Source organism: Flagellimonas algicida (assembly GCF_049629585.1).
In the GTDB taxonomy this organism is placed as follows: Bacteria; Bacteroidota; Bacteroidia; order Flavobacteriales; family Flavobacteriaceae; genus Flagellimonas.
Genome location: NZ_JBMYIX010000002.1, coordinates 762,729 through 786,725, shown reverse-complemented (window position 1 = coordinate 786,725; position 23,997 = coordinate 762,729). Strand labels below are relative to the sequence as shown.

Below are 23,997 nucleotides of genomic sequence, written 5' to 3'. Positions count from 1 at the left end.
ACAAATCTAGTAAAAACTACCTGTCATCCCCCCATCATCTTTAGGGCATATACACAAGTGAATCCCTCAAACTCCAAAAACTCAATATCATAATGGGATTTTTGGCCCTTGTAGAGGATTTCGGCTACGGTACGTGCATCTTGAAAGGTAAAGTCCATCACATCAATATGCCGTAAAAAACTCAACCCCTGCTGGGCATAGATTTTATAAAGTGATTCCTTGGCGCCCCACACGATGGTAAGTTTTCTAATAATGGCCTCGACATTGGCCAAGGTCTTGTACTCTTGAATGGGGGTAAACTTGTGTGCAATTCTCAGGATTTTATCACGCTGCATCTCAATATCTATTCCCACTTCGTCCGTTTCGCTGATGATGACCCCCGTAAAATTATGCGAATGGGTAATGGAAATATGGTTGCCATCCTTTAAATGGGGTTTTCCAAAATCGTCATAGTATAGGTCCTTGTCCACATAACCCGCTTTGGCCATTAAGTGTCTGATACTCAAAAAAGCCCTCCGGTGTGCTTCGGATTTCATCCCATCCATCCTATTTTGGCAATGCGGGGTAAGCTCTATCCCCTTGGACAATTCCTTCTCAGCCTCGGTAACTTTCCAGATATAGACCGAGGTGGTTGGTGAAACTGTTATGGTTTTGTAAATGGGCACGACTAATAGTTAGGTGTTTTTGTATCTTTGCTGCACTATAAAAGCTAAGCTACGAAAGTAAATTTATATACGTATGAGCACAAAGACAATTCCCCATGTACCCTATAAGGTGAAAGATATTTCCCTAGCTGCTTGGGGAAGAAAAGAGATTGAGCTTGCCGAGGCCGAAATGCCAGGACTAATGGCATTGCGCGAGGAATACGGAAAAGAGCAGCCCTTGAAGGGAGCCCGTATTGCCGGTTGCCTACATATGACCATACAAACCGCGGTATTGATCGAAACTTTGGTGGCCCTTGGTGCCGAGGTGACCTGGAGTTCCTGCAACATCTTTTCCACCCAAGACCATGCCGCCGCTGCCATTGCCGCTGCAGGAATCCCGGTTTATGCCTGGAAAGGGATGAACGAAGAGGAGTTCGACTGGTGTATTGAGCAGACTTTGTTCTTTGGCGAGGACAGACAGCCCTTGAACATGATCTTGGACGATGGTGGTGACCTTACCAATATGGTATTGGACAAATATCCTGAACTGGCTTCAGGCGTAAAAGGCCTTTCCGAAGAGACCACCACAGGTGTGCACCGTTTGTACGAGCGTATGAAGAAAGGTACCTTGCCCATGCCAGCCATCAACGTGAACGATTCTGTGACCAAATCCAAATTCGATAATAAATACGGGTGTCGTGAAAGTGCCGTGGATGCGATTCGTAGGGCCACAGACACCATGTTGGCTGGAAAACGAGTGGTTGTTGCCGGATATGGTGATGTAGGAAAGGGAACTGCTGCCTCTTTCCGTGGTGCGGGCTCCATTGTTACCGTAACCGAAATTGATCCCATCTGTGCGCTTCAGGCTTGTATGGATGGTTATGAAGTGAAAAAACTGGAAACCGTTGTTTCCAATGCAGATATTGTAATTACCACTACGGGCAATAAGGACATCATCCGGGAAGAGCATTTCCGCGCCCTGAAGGACAAGGCCATTGTCTGTAACATTGGGCATTTTGACAATGAAATTGATATGGCTTGGTTGAATGGCGCTTATGGAAATACCAAGGACGAGATCAAGCCCCAAGTGGATAAGTATACCATTGATGGTAAAGACCTTATTATTTTGGCAGAAGGTAGATTGGTGAACTTGGGTTGCGCCACGGGCCACCCCAGTTTTGTGATGAGCAACTCATTTACCAACCAAACCTTGGCCCAAATAGAGCTTTGGAACCACAGTGATAAATACGAAAACGAAGTGTATATGCTTCCCAAGCATTTGGATGAGAAAGTGGCCCAATTGCATTTGGCCCGTTTGGGTGCCGAATTGACCCAATTGAATGAGGAGCAAGCAGAATATATCGGTGTGAAGGTGGAAGGACCCTTTAAACCTGATTATTACAGATATTAATTTTCTGGACAACCTATAAAAAAAGGCCCCGATCATGATCGGGGCCTTTTATATTTTGCGAAACCTGTGCCTAGCCTTTTAGCCACGCCTTTCGCAATTCTTTTTGGGCTTCCGTTGCCTCTGGGTTTTCCAATAGGGTAACGGCTTTGGTATACGTTGGTGTGGTTGTCGTATCAATGAGGATTTCCTCTTCTCCCCGCAACAACTCCACCTTTATTGCTTTTCCGGAACTCCATGCATACACTTCCGCTAGAATTTGATTGGCATTGGCCAAGGTAACCCCTGTTCCATTGATGGATTTTATAAAGTCATTGGGCTGTACCCCATTATCCTTCCAAAAGCTGTTGTTCACCACAAGGTCGTTGAACTTGACGCCTCCCCTTGCCGGGTCTGCGGATAAGATCAGTTCGCCCGCATTCTGAATGTAGTTGGTCTCCACTTCGGCCTCAGCAAAATACAATCCAACCTTATCCAACATTTGGCCATAATCTATAGGTGTGTTTCCTACCACATGGGTGTTTAAAAATTCTCCTACCGCAGGATAGGTCATTGCTGTAATCTCGGCAATCAAGGCATCATCTTCAAAAGGTTTATCCTTGCCATATTTTACGGACAACTCTCCCAACAACGATCGTAGACTGCGCTGTCCATCGCTATTTTCACGCATTAAAATGTCCACACACATACCGATCAACGCCCCTTTCATATATACATTGGCATAGTTGTCTTTATATGGGTTCTCCAAGATGTTTTCACTCATTTGGGTAAAACTCATGGCGTCATCGTAATTGGACCTTGAGGTGTTTATCTTTTCAGTGGTCCTGGCATAATATTCCGCTGGATCTATCAAGCCCTCATAAACCTGAAAATGCTGTGCAAAATATTCGGTGACCCCTTCGTAAAGCCATAGGTGCTTGCTGAAAGTTGGGTTGTTGTAGTCAAAATAATGTACATCTTCTGAATGTACCGAAAGTGGGGTTACGATATGAAAGAATTCGTGGGCCACCACATCGATCATAGATTCCGCCAAAGCTTCTGGATCCATTTGTTCCGGTAAGACCACCACAGTGGAAGTATGATGCTCCAAAGCTCCAAAACCTTTTGGGGAATCTGGTTTCTGTGTATCGGACAAATACAGTAGGATGTCATACCGCGGGGTGCTGTTCAAATCTCCCAGATATCTTTTTTGGGCCTGCATCATCTCCGCCATGACCTCTTTGATTTCGGAAGCCTTATGTACTCCATTGGGCGAAAAAACACTCAATACAATCTTGATGTTCCCCACCATGAACTCTTCCACCTCGGTCTCCCCATACATCATGGGATTGTCCGTCACCTCAAAATATCGATTGGCCAAGAACACTGAATTCTTAACAGCACCATCCGCACTCAATGTGGATTGTATTTCGGTTAGGGGAGAGGTATACGTAAAGCTGGTAGGGGATTTGATATCAATCTGGTAAGCATTTCGCTTTAAGGAATCAAAATACCCCACAAATCCGTGCAGGTTCAGCATCACCTGCTTAGGTTCTATATTGGTGCCCGAAGGCGAAAAGGGAACTTCCTCACCAATACCTCCCTGTACTTCCTGATCAAAGGTATCGTTTACGGCATATTCTATTCTATCCAAATTCTTGGCATTGACAAAGGTCCAAGTGTTGGTATCCACTTGGGTGGCCTGCATTGTGTTGCCTTCATAATCAAAAGCTGTAATATTCTCTATATACCTGCCAAAATCGGATACGGCGTAGGTTCCCTGGACCACTCTTGGCAATCTGTAAGTGATGGTATCTTGGATAAACCTCCCCGGATCTATGACCACATTTACTTTATCATCTTGGATGTTGACCAAATCCAATTGTGCCCTTATAGGATTATCGGAAGCTAGATCATTTGTTTGATTTTTGACACCGCAAGAAAAAACCGTTGCAAGTACCAATGCATGTAAGGTTACCTTTTTTATCATGATTTACTGATTGTTTTTTGATATTGCCGACTAATATAGGATTAAAATATTTTCAACAGCAATAGGTCACGGAAATTGTTGTTTTGTTACGGACAAAGGCGCTTTTCCCGGTAAAATCCCCGTTTTGGAATATATTGAAAGTTTATCGCAACAAAAAAGCCATAGTTCTTACCATGGCTTTTGATGAAGTGCAATATTTTTAATCTGCCAATAGGCTTTCCGAATAATAGCAGGTCTTGCTCTCTTGTAGAATGGCCAACCCCTCTTGTCTGGTACTCATAGGGTCGATTTTAACTTGTTCCCCATTGGGCATATACACAATGTAGAATCCTTCCTCGAAAGAAGATAACTTTATAATCTCTCCATTTGGGCGAACGGCGTTCCAAGATTTTTCATCTGGCTTGTACACCAAATCGATTTTCTTGCCTTGTTTGGGTCCTGCGACCACACTCACCTGCACTCGGTTCTTTGTGGCCACCATTTTAAAGGTATTACCATCATGTTCCACCATTTGGGTCTCGGATTCCCCTTCCTTCATGGCAATAGGGTTAGATCCGGACCAAAACTCGATCACATTGAAGATTATAGCATCCCCGAGAAGGAACAATTCATACACGGGGACAATCCACAACCCCCAAAAAATCAGGTTGTCTACAAATTTACTGTCGGTTGCCCCTTGGTTCCAGTCCTTCAAATTATTGAACGCCTTGAACGACCCCAAACAGCTTGAAAACAAGATGGTAGACGACAATAACAAACAGCTAATGACTTTTTTCATGATAAATGGGTTTATAGTTAATGTACTTAAAGCTACAAAAAGAATTCAACTTCCTTTCGCACATAAATGAGTACCTTGTTTCCCAATTCAAACTAATAGGAACATGGCCCAAAATTGGTATGAAATCAAAAATGTGGATACGGTAGATTCCCCATCCATTGCCCTGTATATAGATCATCTGGAATTCAACATCAAAGAAATGCTTTCCTTGGTCAATGGGGATACCCAAAGGTTGATGCCCCATATCAAGACCAATAAAATGCCCAAGGTCATGGAGCGCTTGTTGGATGCGGGCATTTCCAATTTTAAGGGTTCCACCATTGCGGAAGCGGAAATTGCCGCAGAGGCGGGTGCCGATTTTGTACTGATCGCCCATCAACTGGTAGGGCCCAAAGTGGACCGTTTCCTTGAATTGACCGCCCATTTTCCTTCTACCCGTTTTGCCACGCTGATTGATGCTGTGCCCATGGCCAGATTATTAAATGAAAAAGACAAAACCAAAGGCTTGATCATTCCAGTTTATATAGACATCAACAACGGGATGAACCGTTCCGGAATCAAAATAGGAAAGGAACTCGATACTTTGATCGCCTCTTTGGATGAATGCAAATCCCTTCAGTTTGAAGGGTTCCATGTGTACGACGGACATCTTCGCGACCCCGACTTTTCGGAGAGGAACCAAAAAATTGAAGAGGGGCTGGAGTCCGTCACCGACTACTTCAACGCCTTAAAAAATTCACATCCAAACCTGAGAATGATTTGCGGTGGAACCCCTTCCTTCACTTCACACCGTATGCAAGAACACAGGATTACCAGTCCGGGTACCTGCGTGTTGTGGGATTGGGGATATGGTGAAAAATTAACGGAACAAAACTTTAAACACGCGGCCCTCGTGGTGACCCGCGTTATCTCCAAACCCACCGAAGGTATTGTTACCGTGGATATGGGGCATAAATCCGTGGCCGCTGAAAATCCAATCGACAAACGGATACAATTCCTCAATCTTGAGGATTACGAGCTACTTTCACAAAGTGAGGAGCACGGCGTGATCAAGGTAGCGGATTGGGATGCCCTGAACATCGGTGATGTGCTTTACGGCATCCCCTACCATATTTGTCCTACCATTAACCTACATGATGAAGTTTCCGTAATCAAAAACGGTAAAAAAACCGACACTTGGGAGATTACCGCTCGAAAACGAAAACTTACTATTTGAATTTTATTCCAGGTCCAACGCTTTCTTCAAATCGTAAAAATAAAAGTCCTTTTGGTCGTTCATTGCAGCAAAAAGACCATTGGAGAAGTTATCGTTCAAGGGTACAGTGACCACATCGCAACCGTCAGTTTCAGTGGTTGACAAGTTTACGGCCTTGATAAAACTATTGTCTTTTCTGGAGAAGATATTGAACTGTCCGCGTTGCTGGTCAGATACAATGATGTACCCTTCTCCGTTGGGGTATCTAGCAATGGCAATCCCCTCGATATCCTCCAAAAAGTGTTCTCCTCCAAAGCAGGCCAATTCTTCATTGCCCATACTAGGTTCCGCATAATATTTTTTAACGCATTCGCCCTCATCGGAATAATATACGTAGCCCATTTCGTTGTCCACGGCAATGGCCTCAATTTCCTTTCCTCCCGTAAAGCTTCCGAACTTTCGCACCAAATTGGCGGAAATTCCCATGCTATCCGATTCAAATTTATATTGGTACAAATACGAACCACTTGGTCCTATCTTTCTGCCAACAATGGCATACAGGGATGAATCTTTTGGCGATTTGTACAAACTGATACCCATGGCCAGACGTTGTTCCATATTCGATTCGTCTTCAAAAACAGGGAAACCTCCATCATCGAGCGGCTTCATATCTGGTACGGAAAACAATCTTATTTGTTGCTTTTCCCTTTCCGTGAAAGCAATTACATCCACAGCAACCGAATCGTTCAACTGAAAACCGTATTCCAAATCCACATTGTTGGGTCTTTGGATGTTTTTGATGGACTTTTCTTGAATGATCTTTCCATTGAGGTCAAAGGCATAAATACCTCCGTTGGTCTCTTTATCGGTTCCAAAAACAATACTTTTTGATGCATCATCCGGATTGACCCAAATGGCGGGATCATCCGTATCGTTTGGTGTTTTTTCAGTAATAATGTCCGGTGCTATGGCTGGAAGCTCACTCCCTTGTTTACAGGAAACCATACCTAGCACAAGCATAAAGGGTATATAGATTTTTTTCATAAGAATAGTTTAAAAAAAGAAGGCGTCATTTGGAGCGCCTGCCCAAATGTTAGGACAGGCACTCGGCATGACATTGTTCAAAATAATACTAGCTGCTGAAATTATTTTTTGAACAAATCGTACTTCAATCCAAAAGTGAATCGAATATCGTAGAACTCCATTTGTTGGGTTCTATCCTTTACTCCTTGAAAATAGCGCAAAGGCTGATTGGTGATATTGTTTACGTCTGCATACAATCTCAAATTACTATTGATGGCATAGCTAGCGTTGAAATCCAGGAAAAACTGGGTATCATAGTACCTGTCCTCAAAGGCATTCCCTCCGATTTCATCCACATACGAATCCGAAAAATTGGCGGAAAGTCTTGCACTGAAACGTTTGTCGGCATACCCCAATGATCCGTTGAACATGTTGGGAGCGGTATTGGGCAGATCCAAATCGGTTCGTTCATCACCATCTTCGTTACGGATACCATCTGCACTTGAGGTCAAGTAGGTATAGTTTAGATAAATGCTGAAATTACGTGCAAACCCAGGCAAGAAATCCAATTGACGCTGGAAGGAGACCTCCGCACCAAAAATGGATGCAGAATCCCCGTTCAAGGGTTGAAAAATATCGTATCCTGTGGTTCCTGTTCCAAAAGAATCATCTTCAGATTCTGTGATGAAGGTATAGATAAAATCGTTTATCCTCTTATAAAAAAGCCCTCCTGAAACAATACCTACGCTCTCAAAATAATGCTCCGCGTTCAAATCAAAGTTCATGGACGTTGTTGGGTCCAACTCTGGATTCCCAACGATGACCTCTGCATCCTCGTTCACAATCTCGGCCCTTGGAATCAAATCAACATAGTTGGGTCTGGCCAAGGTGTTGGTCCATGCAAACCTAAGAATGGTATTATTGGTTGCATCATATTTAAAGTGAACGCCCGGCAAGATATTGGTATAAGAGTTTTCATCCGAAACTTGTTCCACTTCAATACCTTCCTCAATACCGGCATCCTCATCTTCCTCTATATAAATGACACGGTTTCCATCTGACTCCAATTTGGTATTCTCTACCCTAACCCCGGCCAACACACTCAATTTGTTGGAAAGTCTTTGGTTGACCATGGCATAAGCTCCCAGAACATTCTCCTTTACCTCAAAATTTCCTGGTAGGAACTCATCTGGAATGGCCTCCCCATTTGAACTGTTCAAATCCAAAGAGCCCAACCACTCCTCACTGGCAAAATTCCCAGCTTGATACTTGCTACCCGCCAAAAAGTCTGGATCCGTATAACTCTTAACAGGCATATCGGCCAAGGTTGGATATAGATCCTCCAAATCATATTCAAAAAAATCATTGTTTCTTTCCTTGGTCTTGAACCTGCCCCTTGCACCAAATTTTATGGTCCCATTACCTTGACCAAAAAAGTCCGCAGGCAATTCAAAGTTGGCAAAGAAGTTTATGTCTTCTTCTTCGGTATATTGATTTTCATTGGTAACCTCACCAAATTCAAAGTTGCCCAAATCATTAAAATCCGAAGCATTGGCAGCCGTCATGATGGGGTATTTGGGATTGCTGTTATCGTTGTTTACAATGTATTCAGATTCGTATTCCGCATAACGCTCGTTCAAACGTTCCTCTGAAGCCTTGGCATAAGATCCCATCCAATCCATCTTTAACGACCCCAACAAATGGTTACCTCCAAGCGTATAGTTTTGCATCCGTTGGTCTTCCAAACGTCTATTCTTGTTGCGTCCACCGGCAATACCTCCCTTGGTCTGTCTTTTGATCTCTGCCGGGAAACGGGTAAGTCTTCCACTGGAAACTGTGAAATCCCCAACTTCAATATCCTCTCCGTCCAAGATTTCCTGCTCCAATCGGAAACGGTTCTCCCGATCATCCCGCCAGTTGTACATGGTTTTCAGGAAAATATTGTTCCCTGAGTTGATTTGAAAATCAAAGTTGGCCGCAAAGCTTCTTCGCACCCGTTGTACCAAATAGGTACGTTGTTCCGTTACATTGGTATAGGGGTCAACATCCATTTCCTCCAAAATGGGTTCACCTTCATCATCCTCAGCTCCGGTATTGTACTCAAATTCATCGGTCCATTCCGCTTCAATATTGTCCGACCCAAAATCATTATCGTTGATGGTTGCGGAAAGCATATACCCAAATTTGCCATCATTGGTGCGGTCCCCAACTAGAATGGATCCGTTCCAAATTCTTTTATCGGTAATAAAGTTGACTCCCGACCCGGCTGTGGCTGAAACCCGGAACCCTTGGGGCGCGGTACGGGTAACCAAGTTTACCGAACCTCCCAAGGCATCGGCATCCATATCTGGGGTAACGGCCTTGTTCACCTCAATGGTCTGGATCATATCCGAAGGAATCAAATCCATCTGAATGTTTCGGTTATCTGCTTCCGCGGAAGGAATCCGGCTACCGTTCAAAGTCACGGAGTTTAATTGGGGGGATAGACCACGAACAATGATATTCCGGGCCTCCCCTTGGTCTACCTGCATGGTAATCCCGGGAATTCGTTTTACGGCATCCCCAATATTGGCATCTGGGAATTTTCCAATCTGGTCCGTTGAGACTACATTGGTAATGTTCAAATTGGTTTTTTGGGTATTCAGGGCTTTCGCCTGCCCACTAAGTCCATAGGCACTTACCTGCACTTCGTCCAATTCTACATTGGAAGGGTTCAGTACAATGCTCACAGCAGTGGTTTGCCCGCCGGATACGGTAACCTCTTGCTCCACATCGGCATAGCCCAAGTAAGAAATATTCAGTGTATAGGTCCCTGCGGCTATTCCCACCAAGGTAAATCTACCATCAAAGTCGGTGATAGCCCCTTTGGATAGCGATTCAATATATACATTGGCCCCGGGAACATAAATTCCGTTCTCATCGGTAATGGTTCCTTGTATATTGCCTGTTTGTGCTTGTGCATTTAGGAGACCAAGCATCAAAAAAAGCGTTACAAAAAGTAGTTTTTTCAAGTTCATCGATTTCATTTTGGTTTACGTTAGTATGCATTCCAAAACTATGTATATCAACTCATTAAGGTTTAAATTAAAGGGAAACAAAAAGGAAACAAATCCCTAACACTGCGGAAACAAGAAGGCAACAATTACATTTTTTTTACATGGGGCTAACCTTTTCTAAAAAGTGGGGTAAAAAAGGGGTCAAAGCTCTATCATAAAGTTTACCAGTTCATCTTTTTGGTCTATGGGGAGTTTCTTCCGGAGTCGATGGCGGGCCACCCGAACACTATCAGGAGTCACCCGTAAAATGGATGCGATTTCCTTGGACGTCAGGTTCAGTCTCAGTAGCATCCCCAACCGAAGCTCCGCCGGGGAGAGGTTGTCTTGGGACATGGTGGAGAGTTTTTTGATAAATTCTGGGTGGATCTCCTTAAAAAAATTCATGAACTCATCCCACTCGTGCTCCTGTTGCAGATTAAAATCGATTTCCTTGACCAAGGCTTTTATTTTTTCCGAAGTGTCCATGTTCCTTCGCGAAGCAATGTTTCTCAAAGTATTGGCCAAATCAAGTAAGATTTTGTTCTTCTGGGATAGGTGTAGGCTGTACCGGGACAAGGATGCAGTCTTTAACTGTACTTCACGTTGCAAATTCCTTTCCTCAATGGCTTTTTTGTCCAGTTCCGCCTTAAGCATCCGCTGTTTGTATTCCTGTATCTTGATCTTGGCCTTCCGTTTTCTCCCCAAATAGTTGTATAGGATAGTAAGAATGGCGGCAATCGCGAACAGGGCCACCCAAAGTAGATTTTGGTTGGCAGCACTTACCTTGTTCTGTTCCTTCAGCAATTGTATTTCGGCCTCCTTTTTATTGGTCTCGTAAATGGTCTGCAGCACATTGAGCTGATTGGTGTTTTGGGCCATGAGCATGGCCCTGTTGTATTTTTCCGATTGTATCAGTTCCGCGTGGGCCTTTTCATAATCCCCCATGAATGCATAGGTCTTGGAAAGGTCTTTATGGGCGCTTTCCAACTGATGGAAGTCATTGAGTTTTTGGGCAATCCCCAACGCCTTTTGGGTATGTGCCAATGCCAAATCATAGTCACCAGTTTTCCGAAAGGAATCTCCCAGATTATTGAGTACGTTTACCTCCTCTATGGTTTCGGAATCCTTTACGTACCCGTATGATTTATCAAAATATTGATGGGCAAGGTCAAACTGCTCCAAATCTTCGTAAATACTTCCTATATTTTCATTGGTGATGGCTACGCCATGTTTATCTTCCAGTTGTTCAAACAACAACAAGCTTTCTTTTTGATAGGCCAACGCCTTATCATATTCTCCCTGCTTTTCATAGCAAGCTCCCAATAGGGCCATGGAATTGGCCCGGCCAACACTATGGTTAAGCTCCAAGGAACGGTTCATGGTATCCGTAAAATGTTGCTCGGCCAAGTCAAAATTGTTTAGGGAGAGATAGACCCTTCCAATATTGTTGTTCAATGTGATATATAGCGTATCCGAAAGGTCGGTCCCCATTTGTTCCAAAGCGCCATTGTATTGGTCCATGGCTTCCGAATACAATCCCAAAGCGTGGTAGTACTCTCCCAATCCAATATGGCTTTGTACAATTTCCCGGGGTTGGTCGGGATGCTTTTTGGAAGCTTCCAATCTTTTTTGAAATTCCAGAAAAGTGGAGTCGGAGGTTTGTGTTGGGCTGAGATCGGTTTGGAATTCTTGTCCCAGACCTTTTGTGTGGATAAGAGCTATCCCCAAGACCAATGTACAAAAGGCGCCAAAATTTGCTTTCATGGAACGTGACCCAAATTAAGAAGGGAACAATAAAATCAATTACTGCCGGTCACATATCACCATTAGGTTATTAAACCATTAAAAAATAAGTTGGGGGCAAGGGTAAAAAATAAGGCCCCGCAAAGCGGGGCCTTATTTTAATCGTTTAAACGGTGGTGTTATTATGCTTGAAAAGGCTCGATGGAAACAAAAGATTTTCCTCCAGTTTTCTTTTCAAACTTAACAATGCCGTCTACCTTGGCATGCAAGGTATGATCTTTTCCGGCATAAACATTGTCTCCAGGGTTGTGCTTGGTACCACGTTGTCTTACAATGATGTTACCGGCTACAGCGGCCTGACCACCAAAAATCTTAACCCCTAAGCGTTTCGATTCTGATTCTCTACCGTTTTTTGAACTACCTACACCTTTCTTGTGAGCCATGATATATAAATTTTAGTTCTGTGTCTTATTTGCTTAACGCTTCAATCAACTCGGCTTTCTTCATGGAAGAATATCCGGTAATGTCCTTGGCTTTTGCCATATCCCTCAATTCAGCTACCGTTTTGGAGCTTAAATCCTCGGTTGCCTTTGGGGCTTCTTTTTTGGGAGCTGTTGCTTTTTTAGCTTCTGCCTTTTTAGGCTCTGCAGCTGGTTTTTCATCAGCTTTCGCCTTTGCAGGAGCAGCTTTCTTGGCACCTTTGGCCACGATACCTTCAACAACGATCTCAGTCAGGTATTGTCTGTGTCCGTTTTTCTTTTGGTAACCTTTACGTCTTTTCTTTTTAAAGACGATCACTTTATCACCTTTAAGGTGTTTTACAACTTTGGCCTCAACAGCCGCACCTTCTATGACTGGGGCGCCAATGGTAACGTTACCTCCATCTTCCAAAAGAAGAACTTTGTCAAAAACGACTTTTTTACCTTCTTCTTCCTGCAAACGGTGAACGTACACTTTCTGGTCTTTTGCAACTTTAAATTGCTGCCCTGCCATCTCTACTATTGCGTACATAATGCGTTAATTAAAATTAATTTAGGTTCGCTTTGTCAAATTAGCGGGTGCAAATATACTGCTAAATCCTTAATCCACAAGTATAATCCCAAGCTTTTCCCCTATTATTTTTTGGGATTGTTGGAAGATTTGAAGAGTTGCATGAAAGATAGCGTCAAAACCAAGGTGGTGGCAAAACCCATAACGGCCACAGTGAAGAAAACAATTCCTTGGAAATTTTTATAATCCTTGGCCCAGACCTTGGAAAGTTCATCCAAAAAATGACTGTTGAGTTCAGTCGCGTAGAACGCAAAGAAAATGGTAAATAGGAGCGATGCGACAAACCCCGTGGTTATGCCCGCCGTGAAACCACTCCCATAGCTAAAACCCTTGCCCTGCCTTATCCGGGTATACTTGATGGTCTCATAAATGCCAAATCCCGTTATGATGCCATTGAAAAGGCTATAAAAAACATTGGTATGTTTTCCCATAAGGGACAAAATCAAAAAATAAGCAATGAGGATGGCACTGGTGACAATCCCAAAACGGATAGGAAGGGTTAAATTTTTCATCTCATTTTAGTTTTGAAATGATGTTTAATTTACTGAATGTTTACGACATATGCCACAGTTATCCCCAAAGACTTGTGTCATATTTATCTGACTTTCAAATTTTATCCTATATTTAGCGTAACATCAATCAAAAAATCCATACCAACCTCATCGATTACATCAACATAAAATAGAACATTATGGAAAGATTTCTGCTATCAGCACTTTTCATACTCTCTAGCGGCCACTTCATTTCAGCACAGGAGGTAGCTTTTGAAGAGTATGATCTTAACAACGGATTGCATGTTGTCCTACACCAGGACAACACTGCACCCGTGGTGACCACATCGGTCATGTACCACGTGGGCTCAAAGGATGAAGACCCACAAAAAACAGGATTTGCCCATTTTTTTGAGCACCTTTTGTTTGAAGGGACCCAGAACATTCCCAAAGGCGAATGGGACAAGATTGTGACCAGCAATGGTGGTCGCGGAAATGCCAACACCTTCTTGGACCGTACCTACTACTACGAGACCTTCCCCTCCAACAGTTTGGAAGTTGGATTGTGGTTGGAATCTGAACGGATGATGCACCCTATCATAGGACAAGTGGGGGTGGATACCCAAAAGGAAGTGGTTCAGGAAGAACGACGCCTCCGCGTGGACAACTCCCCTTATGGGGCGTTTTTTGAGCAGATGCTTAAAAATCTATATGTGGAACACCCTTATCGTTGGGGCGTTATCGGTTCCTTGGATCACTTGGCGAGTGCCACCTTGGATGATTTTAAAAACTTCAACAAGACCTTTTATGTCCCCAACAATGCCGTATTGGTCATTGCCGGTGATATCGACATCAACAAGACCAAAAAAATGGTCTCCGATTATTTTGGACCTATCCCAAAAGGGGCTGAAATTCAGCGAAAGCACATAGAGGATACCCCTATCACAACTACCATTCAGGCTACCTATCACGACCCTAACATCCAAATTCCGGCCATATTCTTGGCCTACAGAACCCCGGGACAGGCCAAAAGGGATGCGTATGTCATCAACATGATATCTACCTACCTCAGTGATGGGGAGAGCTCCAAGCTCTACAAAAAGTTGGTGGATGAGGAGAAAAAAGCCCTTCAGATTTTTTCCTTCCCCATTGATGCCGAAGATTATGGTGCCTACTTGGTTGGCGGATTGCCCGTTGGGGACAACACCATACAGGATATCAAGGATGGGATTGATGCCGAAATCTTGAAAATCCAAACGGATTTGATTTCCGAAAAAGACTATCAAAAACTCCAGAACAAGTTCGAGAACAATTTTGTGAGCGCCAATAGTAGTGTTGAAGGAATCGCCAATTCCTTGGCAGAAAATTACATGTTGCGAGGCAACACCAACCTCATCAACACTGAAATTGACATTTACCGATCCATTACCCGGGAAGAAATCAGGGAAGCTGCCAAAAAGTACCTGAAAGTGAACCAACGGGTGGAACTTGAATATTTACCAGAACAAAAAGACGCCAATTAAGATGAAAAAGTATATCGTATTGACGGTACTGTCGCTCTTTATGGCAGTATCCCACGCACAGATAGATCGTACCAAACAGCCCCAAAGAGGACCTGCTCCCGAAATAAATTTGCAGGAACCTGCCCGGTTTGAACTCATGAACGGACTTAAGGTTATGGTGGTGGAAAACCATAAGCTACCGCGAGTATCCATCCATTTGACCATAGACAATCCACCTATTTTGCAAGGGGACAAGGCCGGGGTTTCCGATCTCACTTCAAGCCTAATGGGAAAAGGGTCCAAAACCATTTCCAAGGACGATTTCTATGAAGAAGTGGATTTCTTGGGGGCCTCCATCAGCGTGGGTAGTCAAAGTGCATCTGCGAGTTGCCTTTCCAAATATTTCCCAAGAATACTGGAGCTTATGGCCGATGTATCACTGAACCCCAACTTTACGCAGGAGGAATTTGACAAGGAAAAAGACCGTATCCTGACCGGACTCAAGTCCCAGGAAAAAGATGTTTCCGCGATAGCCAATCAGGTTCAATTGGCCCTTGCCTATGGCAAAAACCATCCTTTTGGCGAAATCACCAGCGAGGAGACGGTCAATAATGTATCCTTGGTCGATGTAGAACAGTTTTACCGCAATTATTTTGTACCTGCCAATGCCTATTTGGTGGTCATTGGTGATATTGAGTTTGACAATGTCAAGGAACTGGTCACCCAGTATTTTACTCCATGGTCCAAGGCGGTTCCGCCATCCTTTAGCTATACGGAGCCTACCGATGCCCAATACACGCAAATCAATTTTGTAGATGCCTCCAATGCTGTTCAATCCGAGGTGGCCGTGGAAAACATTACCCATTTAAAAATGAAGGATGCTGATTATTTGGCCTCTCTTTTGGCCAATAGAATCCTAGGTGGAGGGTCACAGGCCAGACTCTACCAAAATTTACGGGAAGACAAAGGATACACTTACGGATCGTACTCTGGTATTAGAGACAATAAATACAGCCCCATGCGTTTTGATGCGTATGCCCAAGTCCGCAACGCCGTGACCGATAGTTCGGTGGTACAAATCTTGGAAGAAATCGATAAAATGATCCAGGAGCCGGTCACCCAAGAGGAATTGACCAACACCAAGGCCCTCTATGCTGGAAGTTTCGTGATGGCGCTGGAAAATCCGGCAACCATTGCCAACTACGCCTTGAACATTGAAACCGAAGATCTTCCTTCGGATTTTTATAAAACCTATCTGGAGCGCATTGAAGCGGTTTCCATTGCTGATATACAAAATGCGGCCAAGAAACACTTTTCCACCTCCAATGCCAGGGTCGTGGTCACCGGAAAAGGAAGCGATGTCCTGGAAAACTTGGAAAAAGTCTCCTTTAAGGGCAAAAAAGTTCCCGTGCTCTACTATGATAAGTATGCCAACAAAGTGGAAAAACCCAATTATAATGAAGCTGTTCCGGAAGGGGTCACTGCTGAAACCGTTTTGGAGAAATATATTGAAGCTATCGGGGGAAAGACCAAATTGGAGGGCGTGGAATCCTATGCCATGGTAGCCGAAGCCGTAATGCAAGGCATGACTTTGGAACTGGAAATGAAAAAAACCTCCAAGGACCAGTTCATGCAAGACGTAAAGGTAATGGGCAATTCCATGCAAAAACAGGTTTTGGATGGCGACAAAGGGTATATGGTGGTACAAGGACAACGAAAAGATCTATCACCGGATGAATTGGAAAAAATCAAGGAAGAATCCGCTGCCTTTCCTGAACTAAACTATCTGGCTGCCGGCAACATTGATTTGGAAGGGATAGAACGTGTAGGTGATAGGAAAACATACCGATTAAAGATTACCGATAAGAAATCGGCCTTCTATGATGTGGAAACCGGACTTAAGCTCCAAGAAGTGACCTTAGAGGAGGTTCAGGGCCAAGAAATGCAGAACACCGTGGGATACGACAATTACCAAGAAGTATCCGGAATCAAGTTTCCATTTAAACTGACCCAAGAAATGGGTCCCCAGAATTTTGAGTTCATGGTCAAGGAAATCAAAGTGAATGAAGGCGTGACACCCTCTGACTTTAAGTGATCCTGACGAACTATCAATAAAAAAGGCGCCTTATAGGCGCCTTTTTTATTTTACGCTCTAAAAACTGTATTGAACAAAGGCAGATAGGTTTCTCCCCGGGTCATTAATGGGCACCCTACCATAATCCGCTTGGTTCACAAAGGAAAAGTTCAAGTGGTTGTTATAGGTCTCATCAAAAATATTGGAGGCCGCCACGCCAAGAGTGAGATGTTCAAAAGGTTTCACTCCAAAACTTAAATCCACAACACCATAGCCATCCGTTGTCCTTTCCCCGAAAGAGGCGGCAATGTCCGTTTGCTTGGAAGTTAAGGTATAGGTAGCCCTGGCCCATATTTTTTGTTTTTCAAAACTAAGGTTCAGACGCGTCACCAAAGGTGGTGTCAGTGGAAGGGATTCGTCCAAATCCTGATTCTTGGCGTACACGTAGGACAATTCCGTTTTAAATGCAAAGTCATTCAAAAAGGCTAATTCCCCGAAAATCTCAAATCCTGTTTTGTACGCCTTATCCAAATTAGTAAACCTTTTCACTTCGGGTGGTTCTTGCATGGGCATGTATTTCTTGTCCAATGTAGGATCTATCACGGCAACAATATAATTGTCGTAGATGGAATAATAGATGGATGCCCCATAATCCAAACGATTGAAAGCAAAGCCCTCAAAATTGGTCTTCGCCTTCACTCCCAATTCAAACTGATTGTTCACCTCGGCATCCAAATAGGGATTGCCCATATATTCATACGGGTCTTGACCTACGGTAAAATGGTTGATGAACCTTTCTATCATATTCGCGGAACGCACCCCTCTGCCATAAGCCAATTCGAACAAAAGATTGGAGGTTGCCATATATTTCACGGAAGCGGTAGTACTTACATTATGCTCCGTACGGCTTCCCAAATTGGGATATTCCGCAACAAAATCATCTGCTGGCGCATCTATTTTGGAACGCACCATATCATACCTAGCTCCTATATTCAACAAAAACTTTTCAGACAGCGGATATTTTCCCTCCACAAATGCCCCATAGTCATCTATTTGGGAATCTTGCCACACTTCATCAACAAGGGTCATGGGCATTGGCAGTAGCTCCCCGGTCATCATATTCCGTTTTACCAAGCGGGTCCTGTTACCGGTTCTTCCTACGGAAAATGCATCTACCCCAGTATATAGTTTAAAATTTTCAACGGGTCTCCATTCCAATTCAATCCTACCTCCCAAGGTTGTTGCGTCAACTTCCGATACGGCTTCCATCATCATAAACGATGGTCTTAGCCCATTGGTCATGACATGATCCACTTTGGAACGGTACACTTTTGCATTCAACGTTTTTAATCCGTCGGAAATATTGTCCAATTTATAATCCACAGAAAGCACGTTGCTATCGTCTATCTCGGTATCCATGGGCAATCCGGCGTGCAGTACATCCCTTCCAAACGATTGGCGAAACCCCAACTGTATCCGTTGGTTTTCCGTGGGGTTATACCCCACCTGAACACCATAATCGGTGCTTTTAAAGGACGATGGCACTTCATTACCGTCCCCATCTTCGTAATTGCCAAAGTCCCGGAACCCAAAATTGAAAGTGGCATCAAATTGTTCACCAACATACTTCACATTGGCAAAACTGGTAATGGCATTGCCATTGTTCTCACCTCCAAAGTTTACTTTGCCATGATATCCTTTCTCTTGTTTTTCCACCTCTTGGGTCACGAGGTTTACAATGCCACCAAAAGTGGGGCCATACCTAAACGTATAGGGTCCTTTGACTACTTCCACGCGTTCTATCTCTTCAGGAATTACGTGGGTGGTAATGGGGTCCATTCTATTGGGACATGCATGCATCACCTTGGTTCCGCCATTGAACTGAACATTGAGTTGCTCATATTGTGAAGCCCTGAAGGAAGGGTCTATGGCATAATTTCCTCTTTTGATCAAGGCAAACCCATTGATATCCTTAAAAAGGTCGGCCACATTCTTGGATTGGACAATTTTTTTCTCCGGTTCACTTGTAAAGGTTGAAAAAACTGGGTCGGACTTACTTTTTCCCTCTACCAGAACCTCATTCAACTGTATGGGTTGTCTGGTCAGGGAATCTTGCACGGTTGAAACCTGCGCTAAGGACACACTGGTCCCAAAAAGCAAAACACAGAGTTTTGCCATTGCTCTTTTACTCATTTTTGTTTTATGTTTAAGATTATACAAGGACGGCAAAGGGTATCTTGCCGTTTTTATGGTAAAATCCTAAACCATAGGCGGTTTAATGAGCATTTCACTAAAGCAGTAAGAGTATGGATTACTGTAAAAAAATGTGCTTCTTTTTTCTGTGCTGTCTATTTGTATGTCATATGTTGGTAAATCCATGAAATAGACCAAAACCTGCTCCCAACCTATTACAGGCATTGGTTGTTCATCATCGGTTTGGGCTTGGAGCATTTTGGCCAACATACATTTCCCATTGCAATTAAGCGCTGGTCTATCCTTGTTCTCGCAAAGTCGCTCAATAAAATCTTCCCTATCCAAGCTGTAATACACATACATGGACGAAAAACGGAGGTTGCCCATCAATATCAAAAAGACAAAAAGGCAAACAAAAACTCCTTTTGAATCAAATATGTACCGTATTTGTAGCAACATAATTTATTTGAGAAACAAAGATAAAATCCGGTTCCCGCTATTTTTATGAGAATTATCATCTATTAATTTATTCTTGGACCATAACCATATGATGGTATTTGCCATATGCTTATTTTTGTGGATAAATAAAAGCCCATGAGAAAAATAGTTTCCATCATTATATGTGCCATTTTGTTCGCAGGAATCTCTTGTAAACAAGAAAAAAAGACCCCTGAAGGTCCAACGCAAATGCAGCAGGTCATGGCCATCCATGACGAGGTGATGCCCAAAATGGGAACCTTGGGAAAGCTTGTGGGTGAACTCAAGGCAAAAGTGGACACCACGGAAGCAGGCCAGAAATATGAAAAAGCCATGAAAGACCTTCAAGAGGCCAATATGGCCATGATGGACTGGATGAGAGGTTTTGGAGATCGATTTGATTCCGATGAAATCTTGAATGGAAAAGAGCTTACCGAACAGAAACAACTATGGCTCAATGAGGAAGAAGAAAAGGTAGAAGCCCTCAAAGAGCAGATCAATGGCAGTATAGAAAGGGCACAAGCACTTTTGGCCCAAGAGTGATCATTCTTTCCATCTTAGGCTCTCCATAATCCTACGGATATCGTTTTGGAGATACATGGCGGCCGGTAAAATGGAGTCGTAATTGGGCTTGGCATAAAAGTACAATGAGCCCGTTACAAAGTGATTGGTGCTATCGGTCACATAAAATTGGGATTGGGAAGCGGCATTACCACTCACTTCGTAGAACATCCCGTATACCTTTGCTTCCGAATCCACATATTCCTTAGGGGCAATATTGTCCGCTTTCACTACATGTTCATAGGTGAGTTTTTGGGCATCGATGAGTAATTCCCTGATATTTCCGTTCACCTTTTTATAGGTTAAAAAAATGGACCCCTTCATCATGGGATAGTCCAACTCTAGGGAACAATCCTTGTTTTCCTTTATGGAGGAGAGGGTGTTTTGGTCAAAAGTATAGACACAATCGGTGCCCGCTTTGGTGTACACCGCTTTGGGGTATTCCAAACGCAGCATCGCTTTAGGCTTGGGCAACACATCTTTTTTGCAGCCCACAAATACTATTGCAATCAGAAAACAAACCAAAGGACTATACTTCATGGGGCAAGGTAACTTTTATACGTTTCAATCTTTTCTTATCCAGACTTTCCACGATGAATTGATACTTATTGAAGAGTACTTTCTCCCCTTGTTTGGGAAAGCTTCCAGAAATTTCCAGAACAAACCCGGCAATGGTCTCTGACTCTCCTTTTTTGGCCTCGAACTCCTCATCATCATCAATCTTGGTCACCCGATAAAAATCCTTTAATGCCGTTTTGCCATCAAAGACGTAGTTGAGGTCATCCAATTTTGAAAAAATAAGGTCCTCGTCATCAAACTCATCACTGATATCCCCAACAATCTCCTCGATAATGTCCTCCAAGGTCACAATTCCCGAGGTACCTCCATACTCATCCACCACAACGGCCAAATGGTTCTTTTTTTCCTGAAACTCCAACAAAAGATCATCCAACTTTTTGTTCTCAGGAACAAAATAGGGTTCCCTGATCAGGGACATCCAACTGAAACTTTTTCGATCTATGTAAGGCAACAGGTCTTTTACATACAGGACCCCCAACACATTGTCCATGTTTTCCGAAAATACAGGCACCCTGGAGTAGCCATTCTTTTTGATTTCCTCGAGAACCTCGGGGAATTTCATCTTCTCGTTCAGGGCAAAAATATCGATTCGGGGTCGCATCACCTGCTTGGTATCCGTATTGCCAAAGGTCACAATCCCCTCCAATATTTTCTGTTCCTCTTTGGTGGTATCCCCTTCCGAAGCCAGTTCCAATGCTTGCGATAAATGATTTATGCTGAGATTGGATTTTTGTTTGCCCAATTTATCCTCCAAGTACAACGTACTGGAACGCATTGGTGCGCTCAATGGGGTAAACAAGGTGCTCAATATCTTTAAGGGCACTGCCATAAAATAGGAGAACTGCACCCGGTTCCTGTTGGCATAAATCTTGGGTAAGATTTCCCCGAACATCAAAATGAGAAAGGTGGCCACCACTACTTCCAACAAAAAACGAAGGGTGCCATCTATCCCTGCAAAAATGGTCTCCCCAATGGAGCTGAACAAAAGGACAATCCCTATATTGATGGCATTGTTGGCAATCAAGATCGTGGCCAACAGTTTCTTGGGCCTGTCTAACAACTGCACGAGTATCTTGCCCCGGGAGCTGTCTTTTTCCTGCATTTCGTTCAAATCTGTCTGGGACAGACCAAAAAGGGCCACTTCGGCAGCAGAAATCAAGGCCGACCCTCCCAACAAAAACAAAAGCACGATAACTTTTATGGTGAAAATACCATTAAAGGTGGTAAAGAAAAACGCCAAACAATGGGGCTCGGGATCCAAATTGTATTGCTTTAACTTATATTCTTAGAATGGCAGGTCATCCTCTTCCTCGGTCTCATCCATAGGTGCCGCAGGCCCAGAGACCTTCTGCGTTTCTTGTCTGGGAGAATTGTCCGGCATCTGCTGTGCATTATTGGCCAAACTCTCTTTCTTGGTGGTTAGGAAGGTGAAGTCCTGCACATGTACCTCTGTGGAATATCTGGTGTTTCCATCCTCACCCTGCCACTGTCTGTTTTTGAGCCTTCCCTCAACATATACCTTATCCCCTTTGCTCAAATATTTTTCACAGATCTCGGCAGCCTTGTTCCGCACCACAATATTATGCCAATCCGTATTGGTCACCTTTTCACCGGTCTGTCTATTGGTATAGGTTTCATTGGTGGCCAAGGGGAAGCGGGCAATGCAATTTCCTCCTTCAAAATAGTGGATTTTCACTTCGTCTCCCAAATGCCCGATCAGCATTACTTTATTCAATGTTCCGCTCATAACTCTTTAATTAGTCAAAAGTACTAAATTTTAAATGTCTGGATGAAATCCGCAATCAAAACTGGTACGGGAAATTCCACTATTTGTTCCCATGAAATTCCATTAGGTAAAAGCTCCTTGGTTTCAACGATCCAGAATCTGGTGTATAAATGCTGATGCGATAATTTGTGGACAATAGGCCTTTCATTATAAACGGACAAGGAATCCCCGGACGGAAAACCATTTTCTATACTTTGGGCCAGTTCCTTTTCATTGATTTCCTTTTCGGATTCCACCAAAGGAAACTGATAGAGGTTCTGCCAAATGCCCTTGCCTTTTCGTTGCTCCAACAGTGTGTTTTTTTTGCTGTCCAAGAAGACCAGATAATTAAAATATCGTGTCCTGGTCTTGGTCTTGTTCAATTTTACGGGCAAAACATCCACTTTATTCTCTTTCAGGGCCACACAACTCTCCTGTAATGGACAAAGCATGCAATACGGTTTTTTGGGTGCGCATTGCATGGCTCCAAACTCCATGATGCCCTGATTGTAGTCCCGGATATCATCAACATCCATTACTTTTCGTGCCAATTCCTTAAAATACTTGACCCCTTCAGAACTGTTGATGGGCATATCCACGCCATAATACCTTGCCAAAACGCGGTATACATTACCATCCACAACAGGTTCAGGGATATTGAAACAGATGGAGGCTATGGCACTGGCGGTATAATCCCCTATCCCTTTTAGGGATTTTAGGCCTTTGTAGGTTTGGGGGAATTCCCCATTCCATTCACTGACCACCATTTGGGCGGTTGCATGCAAATTTCTCGCCCTGGAATAGTACCCCAATCCCTGCCATAACTTCAATACTTTTTCCTCTGGGGCATTTGCCAGATCATAAACCGTTGGAAAATCCTCCAAAAATTTGTGGTAATAGGGAGTTCCCTGCACTACCCTGGTCTGTTGAAGTATGATTTCGGACAGCCAGATTTTATAGGGGTCCTTAGTGTTCCTCCAAGGTAGTTGACGTTTGTTTTGGCGATACCATTTTAAAATTTCTTGGGAAAAAGACATGTAAAAAAATACGATTGTCGGAATGTGTTAGTTTATATACTTAAAATTAAAGGCTTTAAACGAAAGATTAATTTTAATGTTTATATTTGCAAGCCAAAAAAATAAGAAAAATAATCAAGAGAAATGACGAAAGCAGATATTGTAACTAGAATCTCAGAGAAGTTAGGTATTGAGAAAGGAGACGTTCAGGCAACAGTTGAATCATTTATGGAGGAGGTAAAATCGTCCTTGGAGAATGGAGACAATGTGTATTTAAGAGGTTTCGGAAGCTTTATCATCAAGACGAGAGCGGAAAAAACAGGTAGAAACATTTCAAAGAACACTACCATCAAAATTCCTGCGCACAATATTCCTGCCTTCAAACCTGCAAAGGTTTTTGTAGAAGGCGTAAAAAGTAATGTACAAGTAAAATAATATAACTAACACTAAAGCAAGAGCCCTATGCCAAGTGGTAAAAAAAGAAAAAGACATAA

Annotated in this window: 21 protein-coding genes; 6 read left to right on the top strand and 15 right to left on the bottom strand. The window is 43.3% G+C overall.

The window, feature by feature from the left end:
- Positions 1-23: 23 nt before the first annotated feature.
- On the bottom strand, positions 24-665 hold the full coding sequence (locus ACPD8L_RS12385) for a 4'-phosphopantetheinyl transferase family protein (protein WP_116216384.1): 642 nt from the start codon (positions 663-665) through the stop codon (positions 24-26).
- Positions 666-738: 73 nt separating this feature from the next.
- Between ACPD8L_RS12385 and ahcY the strand changes: the two genes are divergently transcribed.
- Entirely contained in the window at positions 739-2,055 is a 1,317-nt protein-coding gene (gene ahcY, locus ACPD8L_RS12380; RefSeq protein ID WP_423943606.1) for an adenosylhomocysteinase, read from the top strand.
- Between the two features lie 70 nt (positions 2,056-2,125).
- Here the strand turns inward: ahcY and ACPD8L_RS12375 are convergent, their stop codons facing one another.
- A complete protein-coding gene (locus ACPD8L_RS12375) occupies positions 2,126-4,021 on the bottom strand; it encodes a M61 family metallopeptidase (protein WP_423943604.1) in 1,896 nt (631 codons plus the stop codon).
- Between the two features lie 199 nt (positions 4,022-4,220).
- Positions 4,221-4,799 carry a DUF3332 domain-containing protein gene (locus tag ACPD8L_RS12370; RefSeq protein WP_116216387.1) on the bottom strand — a complete coding sequence of 193 codons (579 nt, stop codon included), beginning with the start codon at positions 4,797-4,799 and terminating at the stop codon, positions 4,221-4,223.
- Between the two features lie 103 nt (positions 4,800-4,902).
- Here ACPD8L_RS12370 and ACPD8L_RS12365 point away from each other — a divergent pair, with 103 nt between their 5' ends.
- Entirely contained in the window at positions 4,903-6,015 is a 1,113-nt protein-coding gene (locus ACPD8L_RS12365; RefSeq protein ID WP_423943602.1) for a D-TA family PLP-dependent enzyme, read from the top strand.
- Between the two features lie 3 nt (positions 6,016-6,018).
- Here the strand turns inward: ACPD8L_RS12365 and ACPD8L_RS12360 are convergent, their stop codons facing one another.
- From ACPD8L_RS12360 to ACPD8L_RS12335, 6 genes are all read right to left on the bottom strand, one after another.
- Positions 6,019-7,038 (bottom strand): phytase, encoded by a 1,020-nt coding sequence (locus ACPD8L_RS12360; RefSeq protein ID WP_423943600.1) that lies wholly within the window; start codon positions 7,036-7,038, stop codon positions 6,019-6,021.
- Positions 7,039-7,139: 101 nt separating this feature from the next.
- Positions 7,140-10,043, bottom strand: a complete 2,904-nt coding sequence (locus tag ACPD8L_RS12355; RefSeq protein WP_423943599.1) for a TonB-dependent receptor — start codon at positions 10,041-10,043, stop codon at positions 7,140-7,142.
- Positions 10,044-10,214: 171 nt separating this feature from the next.
- Positions 10,215-11,816, bottom strand: coding sequence for a tetratricopeptide repeat protein (locus tag ACPD8L_RS12350; protein ID WP_423943597.1), 1,602 nt, complete (start codon positions 11,814-11,816; stop codon positions 10,215-10,217).
- Positions 11,817-11,977: 161 nt separating this feature from the next.
- Entirely contained in the window at positions 11,978-12,238 is a 261-nt protein-coding gene (gene rpmA, locus ACPD8L_RS12345) for a 50S ribosomal protein L27 (protein WP_090291918.1), read from the bottom strand.
- 25 nt (positions 12,239-12,263) lie between these two features.
- Entirely contained in the window at positions 12,264-12,806 is a 543-nt protein-coding gene (gene rplU, locus ACPD8L_RS12340) for a 50S ribosomal protein L21 (RefSeq protein ID WP_116216392.1), read from the bottom strand.
- Positions 12,807-12,910: 104 nt separating this feature from the next.
- Positions 12,911-13,357, bottom strand: coding sequence for a DUF4199 domain-containing protein (locus ACPD8L_RS12335; RefSeq protein ID WP_116216393.1), 447 nt, complete (start codon positions 13,355-13,357; stop codon positions 12,911-12,913).
- A gap of 179 nt (positions 13,358-13,536) precedes the next feature.
- Between ACPD8L_RS12335 and ACPD8L_RS12330 the strand changes: the two genes are divergently transcribed.
- Together ACPD8L_RS12330 and ACPD8L_RS12325 are read left to right on the top strand one after the other, a co-directional pair.
- A complete protein-coding gene (locus ACPD8L_RS12330; RefSeq protein ID WP_116216394.1) occupies positions 13,537-14,859 on the top strand; it encodes a M16 family metallopeptidase in 1,323 nt (440 codons plus the stop codon).
- Position 14,860: 1 nt separating this feature from the next.
- A complete protein-coding gene (locus ACPD8L_RS12325; protein WP_423943595.1) occupies positions 14,861-16,933 on the top strand; it encodes a M16 family metallopeptidase in 2,073 nt (690 codons plus the stop codon).
- A 57-nt stretch (positions 16,934-16,990) separates the two neighbouring features.
- Here ACPD8L_RS12325 and ACPD8L_RS12320 read toward each other — a convergent pair whose 3' ends face one another.
- Together ACPD8L_RS12320 and ACPD8L_RS12315 are read right to left on the bottom strand one after the other, a co-directional pair.
- A complete protein-coding gene (locus ACPD8L_RS12320) occupies positions 16,991-19,105 on the bottom strand; it encodes a TonB-dependent receptor domain-containing protein (protein WP_423943594.1) in 2,115 nt (704 codons plus the stop codon).
- A gap of 66 nt (positions 19,106-19,171) precedes the next feature.
- Positions 19,172-19,564, bottom strand: coding sequence for a hypothetical protein (locus tag ACPD8L_RS12315; protein ID WP_423943592.1), 393 nt, complete (start codon positions 19,562-19,564; stop codon positions 19,172-19,174).
- 135 nt (positions 19,565-19,699) lie between these two features.
- Between ACPD8L_RS12315 and ACPD8L_RS12310 the strand changes: the two genes are divergently transcribed.
- Positions 19,700-20,125 (top strand): hypothetical protein, encoded by a 426-nt coding sequence (locus ACPD8L_RS12310; protein WP_423943590.1) that lies wholly within the window; start codon positions 19,700-19,702, stop codon positions 20,123-20,125.
- Here ACPD8L_RS12310 and gldD read toward each other — a convergent pair whose 3' ends face one another.
- Genes gldD through mutY form a run of 4 tightly spaced genes read right to left on the bottom strand, consistent with a single transcriptional unit; the run spans position 20,126 to position 23,524 of the window.
- The gene (gldD, locus tag ACPD8L_RS12305) at positions 20,126-20,683 is read right to left on the bottom strand and encodes a gliding motility lipoprotein GldD (protein WP_423943588.1); all 558 of its coding nucleotides are present in this window, start codon (positions 20,681-20,683) and stop codon (positions 20,126-20,128) included.
- A complete protein-coding gene (locus ACPD8L_RS12300; protein WP_423943586.1) occupies positions 20,673-21,983 on the bottom strand; it encodes a gliding motility-associated protein GldE in 1,311 nt (436 codons plus the stop codon). Before ACPD8L_RS12300 ends, gldD begins: the two co-directional genes overlap by 11 nt.
- A 24-nt stretch (positions 21,984-22,007) precedes the next feature.
- The gene (locus ACPD8L_RS12295) at positions 22,008-22,469 is read right to left on the bottom strand and encodes a single-stranded DNA-binding protein (RefSeq protein ID WP_423943584.1); all 462 of its coding nucleotides are present in this window, start codon (positions 22,467-22,469) and stop codon (positions 22,008-22,010) included.
- Between the two features lie 23 nt (positions 22,470-22,492).
- Entirely contained in the window at positions 22,493-23,524 is a 1,032-nt protein-coding gene (gene mutY / locus ACPD8L_RS12290; RefSeq protein WP_423943583.1) for an A/G-specific adenine glycosylase, read from the bottom strand.
- Between the two features lie 123 nt (positions 23,525-23,647).
- Between mutY and ACPD8L_RS12285 the strand changes: the two genes are divergently transcribed.
- Positions 23,648-23,938: an HU family DNA-binding protein gene (locus ACPD8L_RS12285; RefSeq protein WP_036380395.1), complete on the top strand. Its 291-nt coding sequence runs from the start codon at positions 23,648-23,650 to the stop codon at positions 23,936-23,938.
- Positions 23,939-23,997: the final 59 nt, after the last annotated feature.